The organism is Burkholderia sp. Bp9143, assembly GCF_003853645.1.
Lineage (GTDB): Bacteria > Pseudomonadota > Gammaproteobacteria > Burkholderiales > Burkholderiaceae > Burkholderia.
In genome coordinates this window covers 45,461-66,218 of sequence record NZ_QTPO01000037.1, presented here as the reverse complement: position 1 = coordinate 66,218, position 20,758 = coordinate 45,461, and the positions used below count along the sequence as shown (strand labels likewise).

The window sequence follows — 20,758 nt, the reverse complement described above, 5'->3', positions numbered from 1 at the left end:
AAATCCATAAGCATATCTACATACTGTTTGGAGACAGCAATGAAAACGAAAACGTGCGTCGCACTCGCGACGGCGATGGCGCTGGCCGAACCGGCCTGTGCGCAAAGCAGCGTCACGCTGTACGGGATCATCGATACCGGCGTGTCCTACTACAACAACGCCGCGCACGGCGGGTCGTTCACCGGGATGCCGACGCTGACGGGCGAAGTGCCGTCACGGTGGGGCCTGAGAGGCACGGAGGATCTCGGCGGCGGCTACCAGGCCTTCTTCGTGCTCGAAAGCGGATTCCAGCCCGGCACCGGCGCGCTGAACTACGGCGGGCGCCTGTTCGGGCGGCAGGCAAACGTGGGCGTGAACAGCCCCTTCGGCGCGCTGACCCTCGGCCGCCAGATGAACATGTCGATGATCGTGCTGACCAATGCCGACGTGATCGGCCCGTCGATTCATTCGATGGCGGATTTCGACTCCTATCTGCCGAACGCGCGCAGCGACAACGCGATCGGCTACAAGGGCACGTTCCACGGCGTGACGCTCGGCGCCACCTACAGCTTCGGCCGCGACGCGGCCGGGCCGGCGGGACCGTCGGCGACGGGCTGCGCGGGACAGGTGCCCGGCGACATCGTCGCCTGCCGCCAATACACGGCGATGCTCGCCTATGACGCGAGCAATTTCGGGCTGGCCGCCTCGCACGACGTGATGCGCGGCGGCGGTGGCGCGCTCGCGCCGCTGAACAACCCGGCGTACACCGACACGCGCGACATCGTCGCCGGCTACGTGAAGATCGGCCCCGCGAAACTGGGCGCCGGATGGATCCGCCGCAACCTCGCGGCGGCCGAACACCTGCGGGCCGACATCGTGTTCGCGGGCGGCACGTACTACGCGACGCCCTACCTCGCGCTCGACCTGCAGGGCGTGCGCTACCTGCAACGCCGCGAAAACAGCGAAGGCACGAATGCCACGCTGCTCGTCGGCCGCGCGAACTATTTCCTGTCGAAGCGGACGACCGTCTATACGTCGGTGGGCTACATGTTCAACAGCCAGCTGGCCGCGAACGCGGTCGCCGCCGGCGGGACGGTCGGCACCGGGATGAATCAGCTCGGCGTGATGGCCGGCATCCAGCAGAAGTTCTGAACGCCGGACACCGCCCATCGTTCAATCGGCGAGCCGGCAATGCGTGAGCTTCAGCCCGGGCACCACCGGCACGTCGATATAACCTGCGTTCACGCAACTGAAACGGAAATTCGCGAACGCCGTGAACGGCTTGGTCTCGCCGCATGGTGCAGCCTCCGGCTCTCGATGAATTTCACCGCGTCTGATTTTGGCCGCTACCCGTAACAGACGGTCGACGGCCCGGCAATCGCGATCCACGATCCGCATCGGCCTCATTACAATTGCAAACGATTCTCATTCCATATATCATGCTCGTCCTGCCGTGGCGAATCCGTGAAGCGCCGCGGCCCGCGCCCTCATCCTTAGCACTCCATCCATTCATCGATTCATGCCATCCCGTCGACCGCCCCGCCGCGCACGGACCTTGCGTCCGTGGCGCGCGAGCCTGCCTGCCCTGATCACCCTTTGCGTCGCGAGCGGCGCGCATGCGGATGCCGAACCTGCCTCGGCGGCATCGGCCGCGTCCACATCCACACCCGTGTCACCCGAACGCGAACTGCCGGCGATCAGCGTCAACGCATCGGCGGCCGCCGATCCGACCGTCGGCTACCAGCCGCGCACCAGCAGCGTCGCCGGCGGCGACGACCGCCCGCTCAAGGAGATTCCGCAATCGGTCGCCGTGGTCAGTAGCAGCGTGATGCAGGACCAGCAGGCGCGCTCGCTCGACGACGTGCTCGGCAACATCAGCGGCGTCACGCAGACCAACACGCTCGGCGGCACGCGCGACGCGTTCATCAAGCGCGGTTTCGGCTCGAACAACGACGGCTCCGTGCTCGTCGACGGCGTGCGCACGCCGGTGCTGCACAGCTATCTCGCGACGATCGACCGCGTCGAAGTGCTGAAGGGCCCGGCTTCGCTGCTGTACGGGATGCAGGACCCGGGCGGCGTGATCAACCTCGTCACGCGCAAGCCGGAGGACACGTTCGGCGGCTCGATCTCGGCCTCGCGCACGAGCCACGGCGGCAGCAGCGCGCAGTTCGACCTGACCGGCCCGCTCGGCAAGCCGGGCCAGGTCGCGGGCGGCACGCTCGCGTTCCGGCTCACCGGCGAATACGACACGAGCCGCTACTGGCGCAGCTTCGGTCGCGAGCGCAACGCGCTGATCGCACCCGCGCTGTCGTGGCACGACGCGAACACGTCGATCGACGTCAGCTACCAGTACGTCGACTACACGATGCCGTTCGATCGCGGCACCGTGCTCGTGAACGGCCGCCCCGACGATGCACTGCGCTATCGCCGCTACGAGGAAGCGTGGGCGCAGAGCAGCGGGATCCAGGAAACGCTGCGCGCGCGCGTCGAGCACCGCTTCTCCGACGCATGGCGCGTGCGCGCGACCTACGGCTGGGGCCGCGACCGCTACGATCAGTACATCGCCCGCGCGACCGCCTTCAACAGCACGACCGGCGCACTGTCGCGCTCGTCCGATGCGAACCTCGGGCGCAACGACTCCGACCAGATCGCGACGCTCGGCCTGCTCGGCAACCTGACGCTCGCGGGGATGAACCACGCGCTCTACATCGGCGGCGAATACGAGCGGCAGCGCAGCTTCCGCGGCGACACGATCCGCGGCACGGCGACCAAGGGTTTCAATCTCTACGATCCCGTCTACGGCCTGCTCGCGCCCGGCGGCACGGTGAACGCGAAGCAGAGCGATTCATTGTCGAAGGTCCATACGTATTCGATGATAGTGCAGGACTCGGTGAAGATCACCGACCGTCTCACCGCGGCCGGCGGGCTGCGCTGGGAGGACTGGCAGCAGGAATCGGGAATGGGACGGCCGTTCGTGTTCGCCGACCGCTCGCACGGCAACGTGTGGCTGCCGCAGTTCGGGCTCGCGTATGCGCTCACGCCGTCGCTGACCGCATACGCGAACGTCAGCCGCTCGTTCAAGCCAAACGTCGCGTCGAATGTGGCGTCGCCGCTCGCGCCGGAATTCGGCCGCGTGCTGGAAGCCGGCCTGAAGTTCAGCCTGAAGCCCGGCATCACCGGCACGCTCGCGGCCTACCAGATCGACAAGCGCAACGTCGCCGTGACCGTTGGCGACATCACGTCGACGATCGGCACCGCCCGCTCGCGCGGGATCGAACTCGACGTCGCGGGGCAGCTCACGCGGCACCTGAGCCTGATCGGCAGCTATGCGTACACGAACGCGAACGACCGCGACAGCAACACGCCGCTCGTCAACGTCGCGCGCCACACCGGCAGCCTGTTCGCGGTGTACGACACGGCGCTTGCGAACCTGCCCGGACGCTGGCGCTTCGGCGGCGGCGCGCGGCTCGTCGGCGCACGGCCCGGCGACACCGCGAACAGCTTCACGCTGCCCGGCTACGTGACCGTCGACGCGTTCGCGGCCTACGAGACGACGATCGGCAAGTTCCCGACGCGCATCCAGCTCAACGTGAAGAACCTGCTCGACAAGACCTACTATCCGTCGAGCAACAACAACCTGATCGTCGCCGTCGGCGAGCCGCGGCTCGTCACGCTGACGACGACGGTATCGTTCTGACCGCCCTCGCGCGGACGGCCGCGGCCTGGCTCGCGGCTAGTCCGCCGTGGGCGGGCAGACCCGGTAGAACACGACACTGCACAACACCAGGAAGCCTGCCAGGATCATCATCCCGGTCCGCAGGCCCGCATAGCCGATGATCATCGCGCCCAGAATGCCGGACAGGCTCCCGCACGCGTTGATCAGCGCGAAGCCGGCCGCCGCCGCCGGGCCGGACAGCACGCGCCCCGGCAGCGTCCAGTAGATCGGCATCAGCGACAGGATGCCCGACGTCGCGACGGTCAGCATCACCAGCGCGAGCCAGAAGTGGTCGTGTGCGATCGTCGCGACGAACAGGCCGATCGCGGCCAGCGCGACGGGCACCACGCCGTGCCGCCGCAGCCGCCCGGATTGCTCCGCGCGCTTCGCATTCACGTACATGCAGATCGCTGCGACGCCGAACGGGATGGCCGTCAGCAACCCGACGTCCAGGCTGTTCGCAACGCCCGCCTCGTGAAACAGCGTCGGCATCCAGAACGTCAGGCCATAGAACCCGGTGTTGAACAGGATCATCACGACGATCAGTGCATAGATCTTCGGCGACCGGAATGCATCGGCCACGCGATGCGACTTGAAGGCCGCCTCCGTCGCGACGTTCGCCTCGATGATCTGCTTCTCGCGCGGCGTCAGCCAGTCGACGTCGGCCGGCCTGTTTCGCAGCAGCATCAGGATGACGACGCCCAGCACCACCGACGGCAGCCCTTCGAGCAGGAACAGCCACTGCCACCCGTGGATCCCCGCCACGCCGCCCATCGTCTCCATGATCGCGCCGGACAGCGGCGCGCCGAACACGACGGCGATCGGCAACGCCATCAGGAACAGCGAGTACATGCCGCTCTGGCGCCGGGCCGGCAGCCACGTGTTCGTGTAGTACATCACGCCCGGGACGAAGCCGGCCTCGCAGACGCCCAGCAGGAACCGCAGCGAATAGAACGCGACTGCGTTCCTCGAGAAGACCATCAGGATCGACACGATCCCCCAGGTGATCATGATCCGCGCGATCCATGCCCGCGCGCCGACCCGCCGCAGGATCAGGTTGCTCGGGATCTCGAACAGCATGTAGCCCCAGAAGAACACGCTCGCACCGAGGGCGAACGACGCATTCGTCAGACCGAAATCGGCCGCCATCTGCAATTTCGCGAACCCGATGTTGACGCGGTCCAGGTACGACATGATGAAACCAAGGAAGAACAGCGGGACGATCCTCAGTATCACTTTCCGGTACAACGCATCTTCGTTCCGTGCCTCGATGCCTGCGTCCAGCGCAAGCGCGACATCCGCCCTCATGGTCAGTTCTCCCGATGAAAACACGTGTCCTTGCAGCAATGGATTCGATTCGTCAGTCCGCTCCGGCGCGCCCGCCGTCGTGTCGTCAGCGATGCGGCAACACACGGCGCTCGGCAAGCGCGAGCACGTCGGCCCAGATCCCGTCGTCGACGGCGATGCCGTGCTGCCGCTGTTCGATCCGCGTGCGCAGCGCGCTCTGCCCCGGATAGAGCACTTCCTTGCTGTCTTCCGCGAGCTCGGACGTATTCACGTAGTCCGCCACGCCGTCGGCCACGTGGTTCGTGAAGGCTTCGCCGCCGAGCTTGCGCGGGTCGATCACGATGAAGACCTGCGAGCACCCCGTGCAGCTTCCCTGCTGAATCGCATCGATCCCGTTCGTCGCGAGCCCTTCGGACAACACCGCCGCCAGCACGTCGAGCATGATCGCGAATCCCGAACCCTTCCAGTAGCCCATCGGCAAGATCCGCATCGACGCTTCGATCGGGCCGGGCTCGGCGGTCAGCTTCCCGTCGCTGTCGAAGCCGGCGGGAAACGGCATGTTCTTCCCCTTGAGGCGGGTGGCCTGCAGCTTGCCGTACGAGTACTGCGACATCGCCATGTCGAGCACGATATGGCCGCGATCCCGCGGCACCGCCATCACGAACGGGTTGTTGCCGACGCGCGTGTTCTTGCCGCCCCAGCCGGGCATGCACGATTCGGTGTTGGTCCAGCAGATCGCGATGTAGCCGCGCTCGGCCGCGTGCCAGCCATAGGTGCCGCCCCGCATCCAGTGGGCCGCGTTGCGCATCGCCACGATGCCGACGCCTTGCGCGTCGGCGATCTCGATGGCCCGGTCGGTCGCGGACAGTGCGTTGAGAATGCCCGGCCCGCGCTGGCCGTCGCAGACCTCGATCGCACCGAATTGCTTGACGCGCATGCGCGTTCCGTCAAGGTTCACCCACCCCTTGGCGAGATAGTCGACGAAGCGCGCCACGCGATTGATGCCGTGCGAATTGACGCCGTCACAGGTCGATTCGGTATGCACCCTCGCACAGATTTCGGCGTCGCTTTCGCGCATGCCGGCATTCACGAGCGCCGCATGGATCGCACGCTGCATTTCCTCGAACGGAATCCGGGTCACGATGCATGTCTCCTGATATTGGATGTCGGTGTCTCCGATCCCGAACCTGCCCTCGACGCGGCGCGCGGGATTCGCGCCGCCCGGCTCGCCCGCGGCGAGCGATCGCGTCATGCGGCCGGGATGGCGCGCCACGCGCGACGCATCCCGGCCGGCGACACGAACCGGTATCAGCCGCCCGCGAAATCGAGCAGGATCTTGCAGCTTTTCTCGGGATTGCGCTCGGCCATCTCGAACGCCTGCGCGACGTCGCGAAAGCCCACCTTGTGCGTGACGATGTGCTCGGGCTGGATCAGCCCGCGGGCAATCCAGTCGATCACCTGCGGGAACATCGCGCAGTTCAGCCGCGATGCGGCGAGCGTCAGTTCCTTCTTCGTCAGCTCCGCCTGCACGATCGCCGACGGTTCCGACGAAAACCCGAGCACGCCGATCCGGCCCGCCGGCGCGGCGATCCGCACGGCCTCCTCCAGAATCGACGGATGGCAGACCGCATCGAAGATCAGCGTCGGGCCGCCGTCGACGCCACGCTTTTCCAGCGCGTCGGACAAAGACTCGACGCTCGTGTTGATGATCTCGTCCTCCGCCGCGCCGCACTTGCGCGCGAGCTGCAGCCGCGCGTCGAGCCGGTCGGTGATGAACGCGCGAATGCCGTACACGCGCTTGAGCACCTGCAGGATCGTCAGCCCGACGGTGCCGGCGCCATAGATCAGCGCGACATCGCCCGGCAGCACGCCGGTGCGGGACGTCGCGTTCGCGGCTACCGCGAACGGTTCGACGATCGCCGCGCAGGTATCGGCGATCGCTTCCGGAATCCGGTACGCATTGCCGGCCGGCACGCACGTGTACTGGCTGAAGCCGCCGTCGCGATGCACGCCGAGCACGGTCAGGTGCCGGCACACGTTACGCCGGCCGATCGTGCACGCATGACAATGCCCGCAGCTGATCACCGGATCGACCGCGACGGTCTCGCCGAGCCGCGCGGCGTCAACGCCCGCGCCGACCGACTCGATCGTGCCGACGAATTCATGGCCGATGATGCGCGGGTACGACACGAACGGATTCTTGCCGTGAAAGATGTGCAGGTCCGACCCGCAGATGCCCGCATAGCGCACCTTCACGCGCACTTCGCCGGCGGCGGGCACGGGCAGCGGCATTTCGCGCACGGTCATGCTGCTCGGACGATCGACAACGACGCTCAACATTTCGGTTCTCTCCTTCAGATCTTCAGCGCTCACCAGTTCCACATCGAGCCGTCGCGCAGCCGGGCGACCGGCAGGTACGCGCGCTCGTACGGATATTTCGCGGCCAGCGTCTCGTCGATGTCGACGCCGAGGCCCGGCACGTCGTCCATCACGAGATAGCCGTCCTCGAAGCGGTAGCTGTGCGGAAACACTTCATCGGTCAGCGCGCTGTGCGGCATCAGTTCCTGGATACCGAAGTTCGGCGCCCACAGCCCGAAGTTCACGGCCGCCGCCATGCAGACGGGCGACAGGTCGGTCGCACCGTGGAAGCCGGTGCGCACCTGGTACATCGCCGCGTAGTCGGCAATGCGCCGCACGTGCGTGATGCCGCCCGCATGCACGATCGTCGCGCGGATGTAGTCGATCAGCTGGTCGCGGATCAGGTCCTTGCAATCCCAGATCGAGTTGAACACCTCGCCGACCGCGAGCGGCGTCGTCGTGTGCTGGCGGATCAGGCGGAACGCGTCCTGGTTCTCCGCGGGCGTTGCGTCCTCGAGCCAGAACAGCCGATGCGGCTCCAGATCGCGGCCGAGCCGCGCGGCCTCGATCGGCGTGAGCCGGTGATGCGCGTCGTGCAGCAGGTGCGGCGCGTCGCCGACGGCGTCGCGCACCTTGCGGAACAGTTCCGGCGTGTGGCGCAGGTACAGTGCGGTGTCCCACGGCTCCTCGGGCGGCAGCCCTTTCTCGGCGGGTTCGTACGCGCCGGCCGTCTTGCCGACGCCGTACACCTTGTCGAGCCCCGGCACGCCGGACTGCACGCGGATCGCGCGATAGCCGGCCTCGATGTGCGCGCGCACCGCGTCGACCGCTTCCTCGTGATCGCGCCCGTTCGCGTGGCCGTACACCATCAGGCCGTCGCGGCTCTTGCCGCCGAGCAGCTGGTAGACCGGCATGCCCGCGAGCTTGCCCTTGATATCCCACAGCGCCATGTCGATCGCGGCGATCGCCGTCATCGTCACGGGCCCGCGCCGCCAGTACGCGCCGCGATACAGGTATTGCCAGATGTCCTCGATGTTGCGCGGGTCGCGCCCGACGAGGCACGGGAACACGTGGTCTTCCAGGTACGCGCGCACCGCGAGCTCGCGCCCGTTGAGCGTCGCGTCGCCGAGGCCATGGACGCCTTCGTCGGTCACGATCTTCACCGTCACGAAGTTCCGGCCCGGACACGTGACGATGGTCTGCAAGCGTTCGATTTTCACTGCACTCCCTCCAGCGGGCATTTCAGGTGTCAGTCGACAAAGTAATGGGGCGCGCGGCTGCGCACTTCCGGCAGATGCGAGCCGATCCGGTCGACGTGCATCGCGACCGATGCGCCGAGCAGCGCCATGTTGCGCGACGCGATGTGCGCGAGGATCTGCTCGTGCTCCTGCAGCGCGCGGCGCGCGTGATCCTCGACGCGGTCGAGCAGCAGCCAGCGCACGCGATCGAACTGGCGCTTCATCGGCTGCAGCATTTCCCACACGTGCGGCCGGCCCGCGAACGCGAACATCCGGCCGTGCATCGCCTCGTCGAGCTCGAAGAACGCCTCGACGTCGCCGGCGGCCACCGCCTCGCGCTGCGCGTCGATGATCCGCGACAGCTCCGCGAGTTGCGCCGGCGTGATCTTCTGCGCGAGCTCGACGTGGTTCGCGCATTCGAGCGTGCTGCGCGCGAAGCGCCCTTCCTCGAGGATCGACACCGGAATCGGCGCGACCAGCGTGCCGACCTTGCGGATGATCTGCACGAGCCGCTCGTCGGCAAGCTGCGCGAACGCTTCGCGCACCGGCGTGCGGCTGACCTTGATCGTCGTGGAGATCACCGCCTCCGACAACGCGGTGCGCGGCGGCAGCGCACCACGCACGATCGCGTGGCGCAGCAGCGCGTGCACCTGTTCCGTATACGACCGGCTCTCGTCCAGCGAGAACCCCTGCAACGCCGTGACCACGACGTCCGCTTCTTCCAGTGCTGCCGTTTCGCTCATGGTTGCGATGAATCCGACTCGATATCGATAACTACCATGGTACAGAAGCGGCCGAATTCAGGCGATCTAGCGTTTACACCGATAACTTCGTCATCAAACTCGAAATAACCTGCACGCATTCCACCATCTACCATGGTACATACCGTTACCGATCGTCATGTCATCCGCCCCCGATTTCCTGCGCACCGCGCCGCCCGGCACTCGCCGCCCCGGTTATGACCGGCAGGCTGTCCGCACGGGCATCGTCCATCTCGGCCTCGGCGCGTTCCATCGCGCGCACCAGGCGCTGCATACCGAAACGGTGCTCGAACAGGGCGACCTCCGCTGGGGGATCGTGGGTGTCGAACTGCGACGGCGCCATACCGTCGACCTGCTCGCCGCGCAGGATCACCTGTACACGGTGACCGAGCGCGACGGCCACGGCGCGCGCACGCGCATCGTCGGCGCGGTGCACGGCGCGCTGTTCGCGCCCGAATCGCGGCCCGCGCTGCTGGCGCTGATCGCCGATCCGGCCGTGTCGATCGTCAGCCTGACCGTCACCGAGAAAGGCTATTGCCGCCGCCCCGGCGGCGGGCTCGATGCCGACGATCCCGCGATTCGCCAGGATCTCGCGACGCCCGACACGCCGCGCACCGCGCTCGGCGTGATCGCGGCCGGCCTGCGCCTGCGGCCGGCCCATGCGCCGCTGACCGTCGTGTGCTGCGACAACATGACGTCGAACGGCGACACGCTGCGCGCGCTGCTGATCGACTACGCGGAACACATCGACGGCGCGCTCGCGCGGCGCATCCGCGACGATGTCGCGTTCCCGAACAGCATGGTCGACCGGATCGTGCCGGCCGCGACGCCCGAATCGCTCGACTGGGCGCACGCGCATCTCGGCGCGCGCGACGCGGCCGCGATCGTCTGCGAGCCGTTCTCGCAATGGGTGATCGAGGATCGCTTCGCCGGCCTACGCCCGCGCTGGGAAGACGCCGGCGCGCATCTCGTCGGCGACGTGCGGCCGTACGAAACGATGAAACTGCGGCTGCTGAACGGCTCGCATTCGGCGATCGCATATGCGGGGCAGTTGCGCGGCCGCGCGACCGTGTCCGACGCGATGGCCGATCCGGCGATCGCGGCGCTCGTCGACGGCGTGATGACGCGCGACCTGCTCGCGACCGTCGACGTGCCGTCCGGTTACGACGCGCACGGCTATTGCGCGACGCTCGTGCAGCGCTTCCGCAATCCGACGCTCGCGCATCGCACCGAACAGATCGCGATGGATGGCACACAGAAGGTGCCGTTGCGCTGGTTGCCGGCGCTCGGCGAAAGCGCGGCGGCCGGCGTCGAACGTCCGTATCTGGAACGCGCGCTCGCGCTGTGGCTGCACTACCTCGCCACCGCGCATGACGAATCGGGCCGGCCGCTCGCGATCTGCGATCCGGGCGCGGCCGCGCTCGGCGCGACGCTGTCGGCCGCCGGCGATGCTGCCAGCGCGGTTCGTGCCGCACTCGGCAGCACCGCGCTCGCCGGCTCGATTGCATGGCCCGACGCATTGATCACGCGCGTCGGTGCGCATCTGTCGACGCTGCGCGCACACGGCACCGACGCGCTGCTCGCGCCGTTGCACGCACGCTGAACGAACGCTCATCACGGTTCGCCACAACCGAAGCGAACCGCGCAATGCCCTGCCCGCCGCGCTCCGTAACGACGCGGCGAACGATCGACAAGACAAGACATGACATGACGGCCGGCCCACCGGCCGAAGGAGACAGACATGAAGCAGAAGTCGCAGGCGTGGTTCACGGTATTCCTGCTGTTCCTGGTGTACGGCATCAACTATCTCGACCGCGTTGCGCTGTCGATCGTCGCGCCGATCGTGCAGACCGATCTCGGCATCGACGCCGCGCGGATGGGCCTCGTGTTCAGCACGTTCTTCATCGGCTACGCGCTGTTCAATTTCATCGGCGGGCTCGCGTCCGACCGGCTCGGGCCGAAGCTCGTGTACGTGCTGTCGGTCGGGCTGTGGTCGGTGTTCTGCGGGATGACCGCGCTCACCGTCGGCTTCGTGAGCCTGCTGATCGTGCGGCTGCTGTTCGGCATGGCCGAAGGGCCGCTGTGTTCGGCCGCGAACAAGATGGTCAACAACTGGCTGCCGCGCGACGCCGCCGCGACCGCGATGGGCCTGCTCAGCGCCGGTTCGCCGCTCGGCGGCGCGATCGCCGGGCCGATCGTCGGCCTGCTGGCCGCTCAGTTCGGCTGGCGGCCGGCCTTCTGGATCGTGTGCGCGATCGGGCTCGCGTGGGTCGTCGTGTGGATGATGTCGACGTCGGACCGTCCGGCCGCGCCGGTCGGCGATACAGCGGCCGCGGCCGCATCGCCCGCCGACGCGCCTGCCGCCATCGGCGCGGCAACGCCCGCGCACACGCTGTCGCACTACGTGCGCCAGCCGCGCATCCTCGCGACAGCCGCCGCGTTCTTCAGCTACAACTACGTGCTGTTCTTCTTCCTGAGCTGGTTCCCGAGCTACCTCGTGCGGGCGCACCATCTGAACATCAAGGAGATGAGCGTCGCCACCGTCGTGCCCTGGCTCGTCGGCACCGTCGGCCTCGCGTGCGGCGGCGCGATCTCGGATGCGCTGTACCGGCTCACCGGCAACCTGCTGCTGTCGCGCCGGATCGTGCTCGTCACATGTCTGCTCGGTGCCGGCGCGTGCGTGGCCGTCGCGGGCGCCGTGCAGTCGACGCAAGGCGCGGTCGCGCTGATGTCGGTGTCGCTGTTCTTCCTGTACGTGACGGGCGCGATCTACTGGGCGATCGTGCAGGACGTCGTGCATCCGGCGCGCGTCGGCGGCGTCAGCGGCTTCCTGCATTGCATGGGTAGCCTGTCGGGCGTGATCGGGCCGGCCGTGACCGGCTTCATCGTCGAGCGCAGCGGCTCGTTCGCGTCCGCGTTCGTGCTGGCCGGCGCGATCGCACTCGCGGGCGCGGTGCTCGCCGGTGTGTTCGTGCGCAACGCGCGGCCGTCGGAAGTGCTGCGCGAACGCACCGCGCACTGACCTTCCACGGCTGACTAAGGCCGCGCGGCGCCGCATGAGTCGGCACCGCGCGGCCTTATTGTTTCGGCCAATCATCGGACCCTCGAATATCTCCCATCCGATATCGCGATTTCCGGGATCGATCGCGCGCCTCTAGACTGGCTACGCGATGGCGCCGCATCGCCGCGGCACGGCGATGCGGCACGCCCCCCACGAAAACGATATGGGAGAGTTCGATGTCCGACCGGCATGCGCGCCGCGGCGCGCTCAAGACACTCGGCCTCGCGGCCGGCACCGCGCTGCTCGGCGCCTCGCGCGTCGCCCAGGCGGCGACACCCGAAACCGGCACGCTGCTGGCCGGCGGCGCGACGCGCCTCGCCGACCTCACCCGCCGTCTCGCGGCCGTACCGAGACGGCGCGACTTCAAGACGGTGCCGATGATCGTCGAGCATCCCGATCAATGGGACCACGCGGCGCTGATGGAAGTGATCGGCTATCGCGGCGGCCCGAAGCAGGTGTGGGACAACACCGAGCTCGGCGGCCCGTGGCTGAACCTGATGCGCAATGCGCTGAACGCGCAGATCTGGGCGTTCGGTCATCCTGACTTTCTCGTCGTGTCGGCCACGCATGGCGCCGCGCATCTCGCGCTGTTCGACCAGGCCGCGTGGGACAAATACGGCCTCGCGACATACGCCGGCGCCGCGTTCGCGACCAACACGCTGCTCGCCGCGAAACCCGCGCAATCGAAGGACGTGAACGATCACGAACTGCCCGACGGCGCGTTCTCGTCGCACGACAACAGCATCGCCGCGCTGCAGCAGCGCGGCGTCGTCTTCCTGTCGTGTCACAACGCGATCTGGGAGCTCGCGGAACGGCTCGACCGCGCGAACGCGAACCCGGACAAGCTGCCGCTCGACGCGCTCGCCGCCGACCTGACCAACCACGTGATTCCGTCGGCGATCGTCACGCCGGGCGCGGTCGGCACGCTGCCCGAGCTGCAGCACGCCGGTTTCACTTACGCGAAGTGAGGCGCGCCATGACCCCGATCCGCACGCGTTCTCCGTTGCAACGCCTGTGGCGCACGGCGCTGCATGCCGCGCTGGCCGCGCTTTGCTGCACGTCGGCGCTGTCGCTCGCCGCCCCCGGCGACGCTTCAACCGGCGTCTTTCCGCCGTGGCAGGACGGCCGCAACAACGACGCGACGCATCGCGGCCTCGAATTCACGGTGCCGCAGGTCGACGTGCTCGCCGATTTCCACGGCGACCTCACCGCGCCGAAGCTCGTGCTGTACGTCGGCGGCAACTACTTCTTCGCGATGGCGCCGCTCGTCGCGAAGTTCGAGGCCGACCACCCCGAATACCGCGGCCGCATCTACTGGGAAACGATCCCGCCCGGCCTGCTCGTGAAGCAGATTCACGCGGGCGGCACGATCACCGTCGGCAACATGACGTGGACGGTCAAGCCCGACGCGTATTTCGCGGGGCTCGGCAAGATCAACGACCTGATCGCGGACGGCACGCTAGACGGTCCGGCCGTGCCCTACGTGACCAACCAGTTGACGATCATGGTGCGCGCCGGCAATCCGAAGCACATCGCGTCGCTAAGCGATCTCGCGCGACCCGACGTGAAGCTCGCGATGCCGAACCCGGCATTCGAAGGCGTCGCGCGGCAGATCCGCGCGTCGCTCGTGAAAGCCGGCGGCGATGCGCTCGCGCGCACCGTCTACGACGACAAGGTGCGCGCCGGCACGACCGAACTCACGCACATCCATCATCGGGAAACCGCGTTGTTCCTGATGCAGGGCCGTGCGGACGCCGGTGTGCTGTGGCAATCGGAAGCGGCGTTCCAGGAACAGGTCGGGCATCCGCTGATGCACATCGACATTCCGGCCGCGCACAATACGACGGCGATCTATGCGGGCGCGATGGTGAAGCACGCACCGCATCCGGAGGCCGCTCGCGCGTGGCTCGCGTTCATCCGGTCGCCGGACGCATTCCGGATTTTCGCGCGCTACGGCTTCGGGCAATACGACGCGACGGCGCCGACACCGCCCCTTGCGCCACGGCAAGACCGGCCCGACGCGGGCTGACCGCGCGCGTGCGCACGCCACAAGACAGACAACCAGGAGGGGACACGTGAACGATTCGGTCGACAACCCGCGGCGCCGGTTCGCGCCGCCGCTGCTCGCCGCGGCGGCACTGCTGGCCGGCAATGCCCATGCGGACGACGTCGCGCTCGGCAAGACCATCGCCACCCAGGGCACGACGACGGGCGTGGCCGCATGCATCGGCTGCCACGGCGCGCAGGGCGAGGGCAACGCGGCCGCCGGCTTCCCGCGCCTCGCCGGCACGCATGCCGCCTATCTTTCTGCTCAACTCGCCGCGTTCGCCGACGGCAGCCGCCAGAACCCGATCATGCAGCCGCTCGCGAAACTGCTGTCGCCGCACGATCGCGACGCGGTCTCCACATACTTCGCGAGCCTGCCCGCGCCGCCCGCCATTGTCGCGTCCGACGCCGGGTCGATCGACCCGGCGAACACCGGCGCGTGGCTCGCGACGCGCGGACGCTGGTCGCGGGGCCTGCCCGCGTGCGCGCAATGCCACGGCGCGGGCGGCCTCGGCGTGGGCACCGCGTTTCCGCCGCTCGCCGGCCAGCCGGCCGCGTATATCGCGGGCCAGCTGAACGGCTGGAAGCACGGCACGCGGCCGCCCGGCCCGATGGCGCTGATGCCGATGATCGCCGGCAAGCTGTCCGACGCCGATATCGACGCGGTAGCCGCGTACTATGCGCGCGGCGGCGCCACGAACGGAGAAAAACAATGATCGACCGCACGAAGCTGATCCGCGGCGCGCGTGCCGCGCTGCTCGGCGCGGCCTGGGTGCCCGCGCTCGCCGGCGCGGCCGCGCCGCAGGACGCACCGGCCGCCGCCTCCGCAACCGCGGCGGCCTCCGCACCCGCGGCGGCCGTCCTGCCCACCGCGACGGCGAAACCGTTCGCGCCGCCCGCCGAATCCGCGATACCCGCCGACGACTTCGGCAAGACCGTGAAGCTCGGCGAGCAGATCTTCCTGCACACGCCCGAGTACGCGGGCAAGTACGTCGGCAACAAGCTGACCTGCGCGAGCTGCCATCTCGACGCGGGCCGCCGGCCCGATTCGAGCCCGATGTGGGCCGCGTACCTGCTTTACCCGGCCTATCGCAGCAAGAACGGCCACGTCAACACGTTCGCCGAACGCCTGCAGGGTTGCTTCCGCTACAGCATGAATGGCAAGGCGCCGCCGGCCGGCGACCCGATCCTCGTTGCGCTCGAAACCTATTCGTACTGGCTCGCGAAGGGCGCGCCGGTCGGCACGAAGCTGCCCGGCCAGGGATTCCCGAAACTGCCGCCGCCCGCGCGGAAGGCCGACTACGCGCGCGGCGCCGCCGTCTACACGCAGCACTGCGCGCTGTGTCACGGCACGGATGGGCAGGGGCAATCGAGCGGCGGCAAGCCGGTCTTTCCGGCGCTGTGGGGCGCGCGCTCGTTCAACTGGGGCGCGGGGATGGGCGACATCCGCAACGCGGCGGGCTTCGTGAAAGCCAACATGCCGCTCGGGCTCGGCGGCACGCTGACCGATCAGGAAGCGTGGGACGTCGCGACCTTCATGGACAGCCACGAACGGCCGCAGGATCCGCGCTTCACCGGCTCGGTGCAGGACACGCGCGCGAAATTCCACGACTCGCCCGACTCGATGTACGGGCGCGAGGTGAACGGCCGCGTGCTCGGCGCACCGTGACGTCCGAGCGGCGCGGCCCGCATGATCACGGATGCCAGCGATACACGACGAGGCTCGAACCGTTGTAGTTGTCCTTCGTGATCACGTATTCGCCGGTCGAGCGCAGGTACGCACGGATGCCGTACATCGAGTCGACGTCGTTGCCGACATCCATCGCCGACGTGTTCGAGTTCGTCAGCGTGGTGACGAGGCTGCCGGTGTTCAGGTCGAACACGTCGACGTTCGGCACCGTGTGCACGTAGCCGACGAACAGGTAGTGGCCGGCCGCCGCCATCGATTTCGGGTTCGCGCTCGTCAGGTTGATCGCCACGTTCGGCGTGCTCGTGTTGCCGGCCTTCCAGCCGCGATAGACCTCGATGTGCCCGTTCATCGCGGTCCAGTCCCAGCTGCCCGAGATGCCCTGCGCGAGGATCATCGTGTCGCTGTCGGCCTGGTAGATGATCCGCGTGAGCGGCAGCACGGTGCGCGGAATCGGGATCTGCGTCGGCTTGCCCCATGACGGTTTCCCGGTCGCGTCGAAACCGGTCATCGGATAGTGCGAGATGTTGTTGGTGCGATCGAGCCCGGCCCACACGTCGCCGTTGTCGTCGAGCGCGAAACCGGCCGTCACCTGCAGGGTCGTGTTGAACGGCTTGCCGGGTATCGAGCCGTCCGGAATCGCGATATAGCCGCTCGCGCCGTTGAAGTGATAGACGTTGTAGTTGCCCGGGTTCTGCCCGGTCGCGACGAGCATCCGCGTGCCCTTTACCAGCGCGAGCTGGCCGAAATGCTGGCCGCGCTGGTAGTCTTTCATGTCGAGGCGCGGGTCCTTCGGATAGGTGAACGGATCGATCGTGTTCGCGACGAACGTGCCGCCCGCCGTGCCGGTGTACACGTTGTTGCCGCTGTAGAAGAACGCGCCGTCGGTCGCCGGATCGGGCGCGGCGGCGGCCTCGAAGTTCAGCGCCTGCAGCTTCCATTGCAGCACGCCCGTCGGGCTGTACGAATGAAGGTCGGTGCTGCCGTTGCGCCCGAGATCCCAGCCGCCGCCCCACGCGTTGTTCAGCACGTACAGGTTGCCGGCCGCGTCCTTGCCGATGCCCGCGACGCGCGTGAAGCGCTTGTCGCCGACCTGCCCCTTGATGCCCGACGTCGTGTCGAGATAGCCGCCCTGCACGCCGAACGTGCCGACCTGCACGGGCTGGCCCACGAGCGTGTAGATCTTGACGTTCATGTCGGGGCCTTCGTCGCCCACCATCAACTGCCCGCTCGGTGCATCGAAATACAGCGACGCCGGCCGTGCGCGGGCCGCCATCTGGATCGTGTTCATCGCCGTGCCGGTCGGGCTGAACTGCGCGACGACGCCCGCGCTCTTGCGCGCGACCCACAGGTTGCCGCCCGCGTCGAGCGCCAGCGCACCGGGCCCCGACACGCCGATGTCGCGCTGCCACACGCCGTCCGTCGTGTAGACGCGTACGCGGTTGCCGTAGAAGTCACTCACGTACAGCAGGTTGCCGGTCGTCGCGAGGCCGGTGATCACGTCCGCGTACTGGATGCCCGTCCACGTGCTGACCGGAATGCGCAGGTCGCGCTGGTTCGTGCTGCGGTTGTAGCGGCCGACCGAGCCGCTGCCGAACGTGCGGTTGTAGCCCAGCGCGACGAACAGCGAGCTCGCGTTGCCGGTGATCGCGCCGCCCTGAAATTCGTCATGGATGCCGATCGTGCCGAGCGTCTGGCCGTTCTGGTAGATCGCGACGCCGCCCGCGTTCTCGTCCCAGCGCGACGACGTGTAGATCACGCCCTCGGGGGCGACCCACAGTGAGCGGGCGCCGTTGCCGACGTGCGCGGCGAGCGTGCCGAACGTGTTCGCGAGCCAGTCCATCGTGTATTGCGCTTGTGCGTGACTGACCGGTGCCAGCATTGCCATGCACAATCCAAGCAATGCCGCGCGAATTTGTTTCGATAACATGAATGATGCTCCCGGACGATCGTTTTTCTACACTCTAATTCGCTGCGTATGAAATATTGGTGATTTTTTCAAAAACCGGTTCAATTCCACTGCGAATGATTCGTTACGTTCCCTTACCGCGCAACGCGGATTGACCGGCGATGGGACATGCCGGGACCGGCACCGCGAATCCCCCGTCAGACAGCGTTGTTGCGATTCGTCATTACCGGCACTTTGTTCCGAATCCCCCAATGCGGGTGCGTCATTTTTTCTGATGCGCGCGCATTGATTTTCATTACCGGCAAGTCGGCTCGATGATTACAAATCGAAATTGAAATGAAAGAGAAAAAATATTATCCGGCTCATGCTGTATTGCCGGGAAAATCGTGAAGATGTGCAATAAGGCGATGCGCGGCGAAATGCGGTTGCCGATGAAGATTGGAGAGAGGCGAAGATGCGCCGCGCGTGCGGCGAAGGGTGATGCGGCCCGTGGCGAATGAAGAAGGCCGCACGCCGGCCGGGCGTGCGGCCGGCGGCCCGCATCGCGCACGGCCGCCGGTCATACGCGTGACGTCAGAACTTCTGGCGCAGGCCGAGGCTCACGATCGCCTGCGATCGCGAGTCGGACGAGTGGCCGTTCGCCTTGTCCGACACCGATGCGGTCGCGGCCACCGGCCGGCCGAGCGCATCGAGCGTCGTGCCGGACGCATGCTGGTACGCGCCGAGCAGGTACACGCTGGTGCGCTTCGACAGGTCGTAGACCGCGCCGAGCGTGACGTTGTGATACTGCGCACGGTTGTCGATGCCGTCCACGTCGCTGCCGCGCGTGTAGCTGTAGCCCGCGAACAGTTGCGTCTGCGGCTGCACGTTCCAGCGCGTGAACACGCCCGCGACGTTGAAGGTCGCATGACCGCTGAACAGCGATTGCGCACCGCTGCGGTACTGCACGTTGCTGTAGTTCAAGCCGACGACGGCCCGGCCGAAGTCGTACGTCGCGCCGGTCGCGATGACCTGCTGCGACTGCGCGCTCGCATAGCCCTCGTTGATCGACGAGTTGAACAGGCCGTCGTCGGTGCTCTGCCACTTGCCCGTAGTCGGGTCGGTCGCGCCCGTCTTGCTGTTGTCCGAGCGCTCGTAGCCGACGCCCACGCGCAGCGGCCCCGCCGCGTATGCCGCGCCGACGCTCCACGTATTGCGCTGCTTCATGCTGCCCGGCTGGCCGCCGAAGCCGTACAGCGCACCGAACGTGAAGCCCGAGTAGTTCGCGCTCGTGTACTTGATCGAACTGTCGACGCGCGCGGTCTGGTCGAGATCGTCGATGTCGCCCGGGTGCGCGCCGAAGCCGCCGATGAACGACGACGGGCCGACCGGGCTCACGAAGTCGTCGAGCGACGTGTACTGGCGGCCGAGCGTGATCGTGCCGTAGCGGTCGCTGCCGACGCCGACAAACGCCTGACGGCCGAACTGGCGACCGCCCTGACCCGACGTGCCGTTGGTGATGTCGAAGCCGTTCTCGAGCACGAACAGCGCGCGCATCCTGCCGCCGAGATCCTCGGAACCCTTGATGCCCCAGCGGCTGCCGGACAGGTTGCCGGTCGTCAGGCCGACGTCCGAATGCCCGGTGTAGGCACCCGGCGAGCCGACCCGTTCGTTGCTGCGATAGGTCACGCCCGCGTCGACGATGCCGTACAGCGTGACGGAGCTTTGCGCGGATGCGATGCCCGCGAGCGAGAGCAGCAGCGGCGCTGCGATCAGTTGCTTGTTCATGGTTTTAGCGTCTCCGGGCGGTGAACCCGTTGTTCTATGCGAGTAGCGCGTGCGGTCGGCAAGATCCGCCGGCATGCGAGGCCGGCGACGTCCGCACGCAGGAACGCGCGCGTGCGATACGCGCGCGCGACGTCGCGGCGGGCAAGCCCGCTGCGGCCCGCCATGGTAGTTGGAACCGGTTTCAGTCGATAGCGCAATAATGAAAACAGCTTCTTGCCAATATCGAGATAATCCGGCGGGCAGCGAACCTCCCTGTACAGCGCGGGGCCGCGCGCCCGATAATCGAGCGCGCACTTGCCACCGGGAGCCTCCGTCATGCATCAAACGACCCTGCTGATCTTCGCCGCCGTCGCGTTCGTGGGGATCGCGACGCCCGGCCCGACCGTGCTGCTCGCGCTGACCAACGGCTCGCGCTTCGGCGTGCGCCGCGCGGCCTACGGCTTCGCCGGCGCGATGCTGTCCGACTTCGTGCTGATCGTCGCGGTCGCGCTCGGTCTCGGCGCACTGCTGATGGCGTCGGCGTTCTGGTTCTCGGTGGTGAAATGGCTCGGCGCGGCCTATCTCGCGTACGTCGGCATCCGGCTGCTCACGTCGAAGGGCTCGCTCGACGTCGCCGCCGCACACGGCGGCGCGGCGCCCGAACGCAACGCGGCGATCTTCGCGAAGAGCTTCCTGACCGCGGTGACGAATCCGAAGGGCTATCTGTTCTTCTCCGCGTTCCTGCCGCAGTTCCTCGATCCGTCCGCGCCGCTCGCGCCGCAATACGTCGCGCTCGCGGTCACGTTCGCGCTGCTCGACGGCGTGGTGATGTTCGGCTACGCGCTGCTCGGCGCACGCGCGGTGCGGCTGCTGAAGCGCTCGGGCGCGCTGTGGCTCGAACGCACGTGCGGCGCGATGCTGCTCGCACTGGCCGGTTCGCTTGCGCTGTACCGGCGTCATGCTGCGTAGGG

Annotated in this window: 18 protein-coding genes; 9 read left to right on the top strand and 9 right to left on the bottom strand. The window is 67.6% G+C overall.

Annotated elements, in window-relative coordinates:
* The first annotated feature begins 39 nt into the window (after positions 1-39).
* Complete coding sequence (locus tag DIE23_RS25860) at positions 40-1,131, top strand: porin (RefSeq protein WP_124614714.1); 1,092 nt, start codon at positions 40-42, stop codon at positions 1,129-1,131.
* A gap of 21 nt (positions 1,132-1,152) precedes the next feature.
* Here the strand turns inward: DIE23_RS25860 and DIE23_RS25855 are convergent, their stop codons facing one another.
* Positions 1,153-1,377, bottom strand: coding sequence for a hypothetical protein (locus DIE23_RS25855; RefSeq protein WP_124614713.1), 225 nt, complete (start codon positions 1,375-1,377; stop codon positions 1,153-1,155).
* Between the two features lie 121 nt (positions 1,378-1,498).
* Here DIE23_RS25855 and DIE23_RS25850 point away from each other — a divergent pair, with 121 nt between their 5' ends.
* Positions 1,499-3,676, top strand: coding sequence for a TonB-dependent siderophore receptor (locus DIE23_RS25850; RefSeq protein WP_124614712.1), 2,178 nt, complete (start codon positions 1,499-1,501; stop codon positions 3,674-3,676).
* Positions 3,677-3,712: 36 nt separating this feature from the next.
* Here the strand turns inward: DIE23_RS25850 and DIE23_RS25845 are convergent, their stop codons facing one another.
* The 5 genes from DIE23_RS25845 to DIE23_RS25825 form a co-directional block, all read right to left on the bottom strand.
* Positions 3,713-5,002 (bottom strand): MFS transporter, encoded by a 1,290-nt coding sequence (locus DIE23_RS25845; RefSeq protein ID WP_124614711.1) that lies wholly within the window; start codon positions 5,000-5,002, stop codon positions 3,713-3,715.
* 85 nt (positions 5,003-5,087) lie between these two features.
* Complete coding sequence (gene yiaK / locus DIE23_RS25840) at positions 5,088-6,122, bottom strand: 3-dehydro-L-gulonate 2-dehydrogenase (protein ID WP_124614710.1); 1,035 nt, start codon at positions 6,120-6,122, stop codon at positions 5,088-5,090.
* A 167-nt stretch (positions 6,123-6,289) separates the two neighbouring features.
* On the bottom strand, positions 6,290-7,321 hold the full coding sequence (locus DIE23_RS25835; RefSeq protein ID WP_124614709.1) for a Zn-dependent oxidoreductase: 1,032 nt from the start codon (positions 7,319-7,321) through the stop codon (positions 6,290-6,292).
* 29 nt (positions 7,322-7,350) lie between these two features.
* Positions 7,351-8,559: a D-mannonate dehydratase ManD gene (manD, locus tag DIE23_RS25830; protein ID WP_124614708.1), complete on the bottom strand. Its 1,209-nt coding sequence runs from the start codon at positions 8,557-8,559 to the stop codon at positions 7,351-7,353.
* A gap of 29 nt (positions 8,560-8,588) precedes the next feature.
* Positions 8,589-9,320: a GntR family transcriptional regulator gene (locus DIE23_RS25825; protein ID WP_124614707.1), complete on the bottom strand. Its 732-nt coding sequence runs from the start codon at positions 9,318-9,320 to the stop codon at positions 8,589-8,591.
* Between the two features lie 157 nt (positions 9,321-9,477).
* Here DIE23_RS25825 and DIE23_RS25820 point away from each other — a divergent pair, with 157 nt between their 5' ends.
* The 6 genes from DIE23_RS25820 to DIE23_RS25795 all read left to right on the top strand — a co-directional run bounded on the left by DIE23_RS25820 (position 9,478) and on the right by DIE23_RS25795 (position 16,114).
* Entirely contained in the window at positions 9,478-10,941 is a 1,464-nt protein-coding gene (locus DIE23_RS25820) for a mannitol dehydrogenase family protein (RefSeq protein WP_124614706.1), read from the top strand.
* 138 nt (positions 10,942-11,079) lie between these two features.
* The gene (locus DIE23_RS25815) at positions 11,080-12,360 is read left to right on the top strand and encodes an MFS transporter (protein WP_124614705.1); all 1,281 of its coding nucleotides are present in this window, start codon (positions 11,080-11,082) and stop codon (positions 12,358-12,360) included.
* Positions 12,361-12,575: 215 nt separating this feature from the next.
* Positions 12,576-13,367 (top strand): transcriptional initiation protein Tat, encoded by a 792-nt coding sequence (locus tag DIE23_RS25810; protein WP_124614704.1) that lies wholly within the window; start codon positions 12,576-12,578, stop codon positions 13,365-13,367.
* 8 nt (positions 13,368-13,375) lie between these two features.
* A complete protein-coding gene (locus tag DIE23_RS25805; RefSeq protein ID WP_124614703.1) occupies positions 13,376-14,428 on the top strand; it encodes an extracellular solute-binding protein in 1,053 nt (350 codons plus the stop codon).
* A 46-nt stretch (positions 14,429-14,474) separates the two neighbouring features.
* Positions 14,475-15,161, top strand: a complete 687-nt coding sequence (locus tag DIE23_RS25800) for a c-type cytochrome (protein WP_124614702.1) — start codon at positions 14,475-14,477, stop codon at positions 15,159-15,161.
* Positions 15,158-16,114 carry a c-type cytochrome gene (locus DIE23_RS25795; RefSeq protein ID WP_124614701.1) on the top strand — a complete coding sequence of 319 codons (957 nt, stop codon included), beginning with the start codon at positions 15,158-15,160 and terminating at the stop codon, positions 16,112-16,114. Before DIE23_RS25800 ends, DIE23_RS25795 begins: the two co-directional genes overlap by 4 nt.
* A 25-nt stretch (positions 16,115-16,139) precedes the next feature.
* Here the strand turns inward: DIE23_RS25795 and DIE23_RS25790 are convergent, their stop codons facing one another.
* The 3 genes from DIE23_RS25790 to DIE23_RS25780 form a co-directional block, all read right to left on the bottom strand.
* Positions 16,140-18,062 (bottom strand): SMP-30/gluconolactonase/LRE family protein, encoded by a 1,923-nt coding sequence (locus tag DIE23_RS25790; protein WP_124614700.1) that lies wholly within the window; start codon positions 18,060-18,062, stop codon positions 16,140-16,142.
* Between the two features lie 552 nt (positions 18,063-18,614).
* Complete coding sequence (locus tag DIE23_RS25785; protein ID WP_124614699.1) at positions 18,615-19,808, bottom strand: porin; 1,194 nt, start codon at positions 19,806-19,808, stop codon at positions 18,615-18,617.
* Positions 19,805-20,125 (bottom strand): hypothetical protein, encoded by a 321-nt coding sequence (locus DIE23_RS25780; protein ID WP_124614698.1) that lies wholly within the window; start codon positions 20,123-20,125, stop codon positions 19,805-19,807. Before DIE23_RS25780 ends, DIE23_RS25785 begins: the two co-directional genes overlap by 4 nt.
* Here DIE23_RS25780 and DIE23_RS25775 point away from each other — a divergent pair.
* Positions 20,124-20,756, top strand: coding sequence for a LysE family translocator (locus tag DIE23_RS25775; RefSeq protein WP_124614697.1), 633 nt, complete (start codon positions 20,124-20,126; stop codon positions 20,754-20,756). The two genes, DIE23_RS25780 and DIE23_RS25775, sit on opposite strands and share 2 nt — an antisense overlap.
* Positions 20,757-20,758 lie beyond the last annotated feature (2 nt).

Bases quoted from the DNA above. Each gene is read 5' to 3' on its own strand.
- DIE23_RS25780 (WP_124614698.1), bottom strand. From the start codon at position 20,125: ATGACGGAGGCTCCCGGTGGCAAGTGCGCGCTCGATTATCGGGCGCGC.
- DIE23_RS25785 (WP_124614699.1), bottom strand. From the start codon at position 19,808: ATGAACAAGCAACTGATCGCAGCGCCGCTGCTGCTCTCGCTCGCGGGC.
- DIE23_RS25805 (WP_124614703.1), top strand. From the start codon at position 13,376: ATGACCCCGATCCGCACGCGTTCTCCGTTGCAACGCCTGTGGCGCACG.
- DIE23_RS25845 (WP_124614711.1), bottom strand. From the start codon at position 5,002: ATGAGGGCGGATGTCGCGCTTGCGCTGGACGCAGGCATCGAGGCACGG.
- DIE23_RS25810 (WP_124614704.1), top strand. From the start codon at position 12,576: ATGTCCGACCGGCATGCGCGCCGCGGCGCGCTCAAGACACTCGGCCTC.
- DIE23_RS25825 (WP_124614707.1), bottom strand. From the start codon at position 9,320: ATGAGCGAAACGGCAGCACTGGAAGAAGCGGACGTCGTGGTCACGGCG.
- DIE23_RS25815 (WP_124614705.1), top strand. From the start codon at position 11,080: ATGAAGCAGAAGTCGCAGGCGTGGTTCACGGTATTCCTGCTGTTCCTG.
- DIE23_RS25850 (WP_124614712.1), top strand. From the start codon at position 1,499: ATGCCATCCCGTCGACCGCCCCGCCGCGCACGGACCTTGCGTCCGTGG.
- DIE23_RS25775 (WP_124614697.1), top strand. From the start codon at position 20,124: ATGCATCAAACGACCCTGCTGATCTTCGCCGCCGTCGCGTTCGTGGGG.
- DIE23_RS25860 (WP_124614714.1), top strand. From the start codon at position 40: ATGAAAACGAAAACGTGCGTCGCACTCGCGACGGCGATGGCGCTGGCC.
- DIE23_RS25795 (WP_124614701.1), top strand. From the start codon at position 15,158: ATGATCGACCGCACGAAGCTGATCCGCGGCGCGCGTGCCGCGCTGCTC.
- DIE23_RS25790 (WP_124614700.1), bottom strand. From the start codon at position 18,062: ATGTTATCGAAACAAATTCGCGCGGCATTGCTTGGATTGTGCATGGCA.
- DIE23_RS25820 (WP_124614706.1), top strand. From the start codon at position 9,478: ATGTCATCCGCCCCCGATTTCCTGCGCACCGCGCCGCCCGGCACTCGC.
- DIE23_RS25835 (WP_124614709.1), bottom strand. From the start codon at position 7,321: ATGTTGAGCGTCGTTGTCGATCGTCCGAGCAGCATGACCGTGCGCGAA.
- DIE23_RS25855 (WP_124614713.1), bottom strand. From the start codon at position 1,377: ATGCGGATCGTGGATCGCGATTGCCGGGCCGTCGACCGTCTGTTACGG.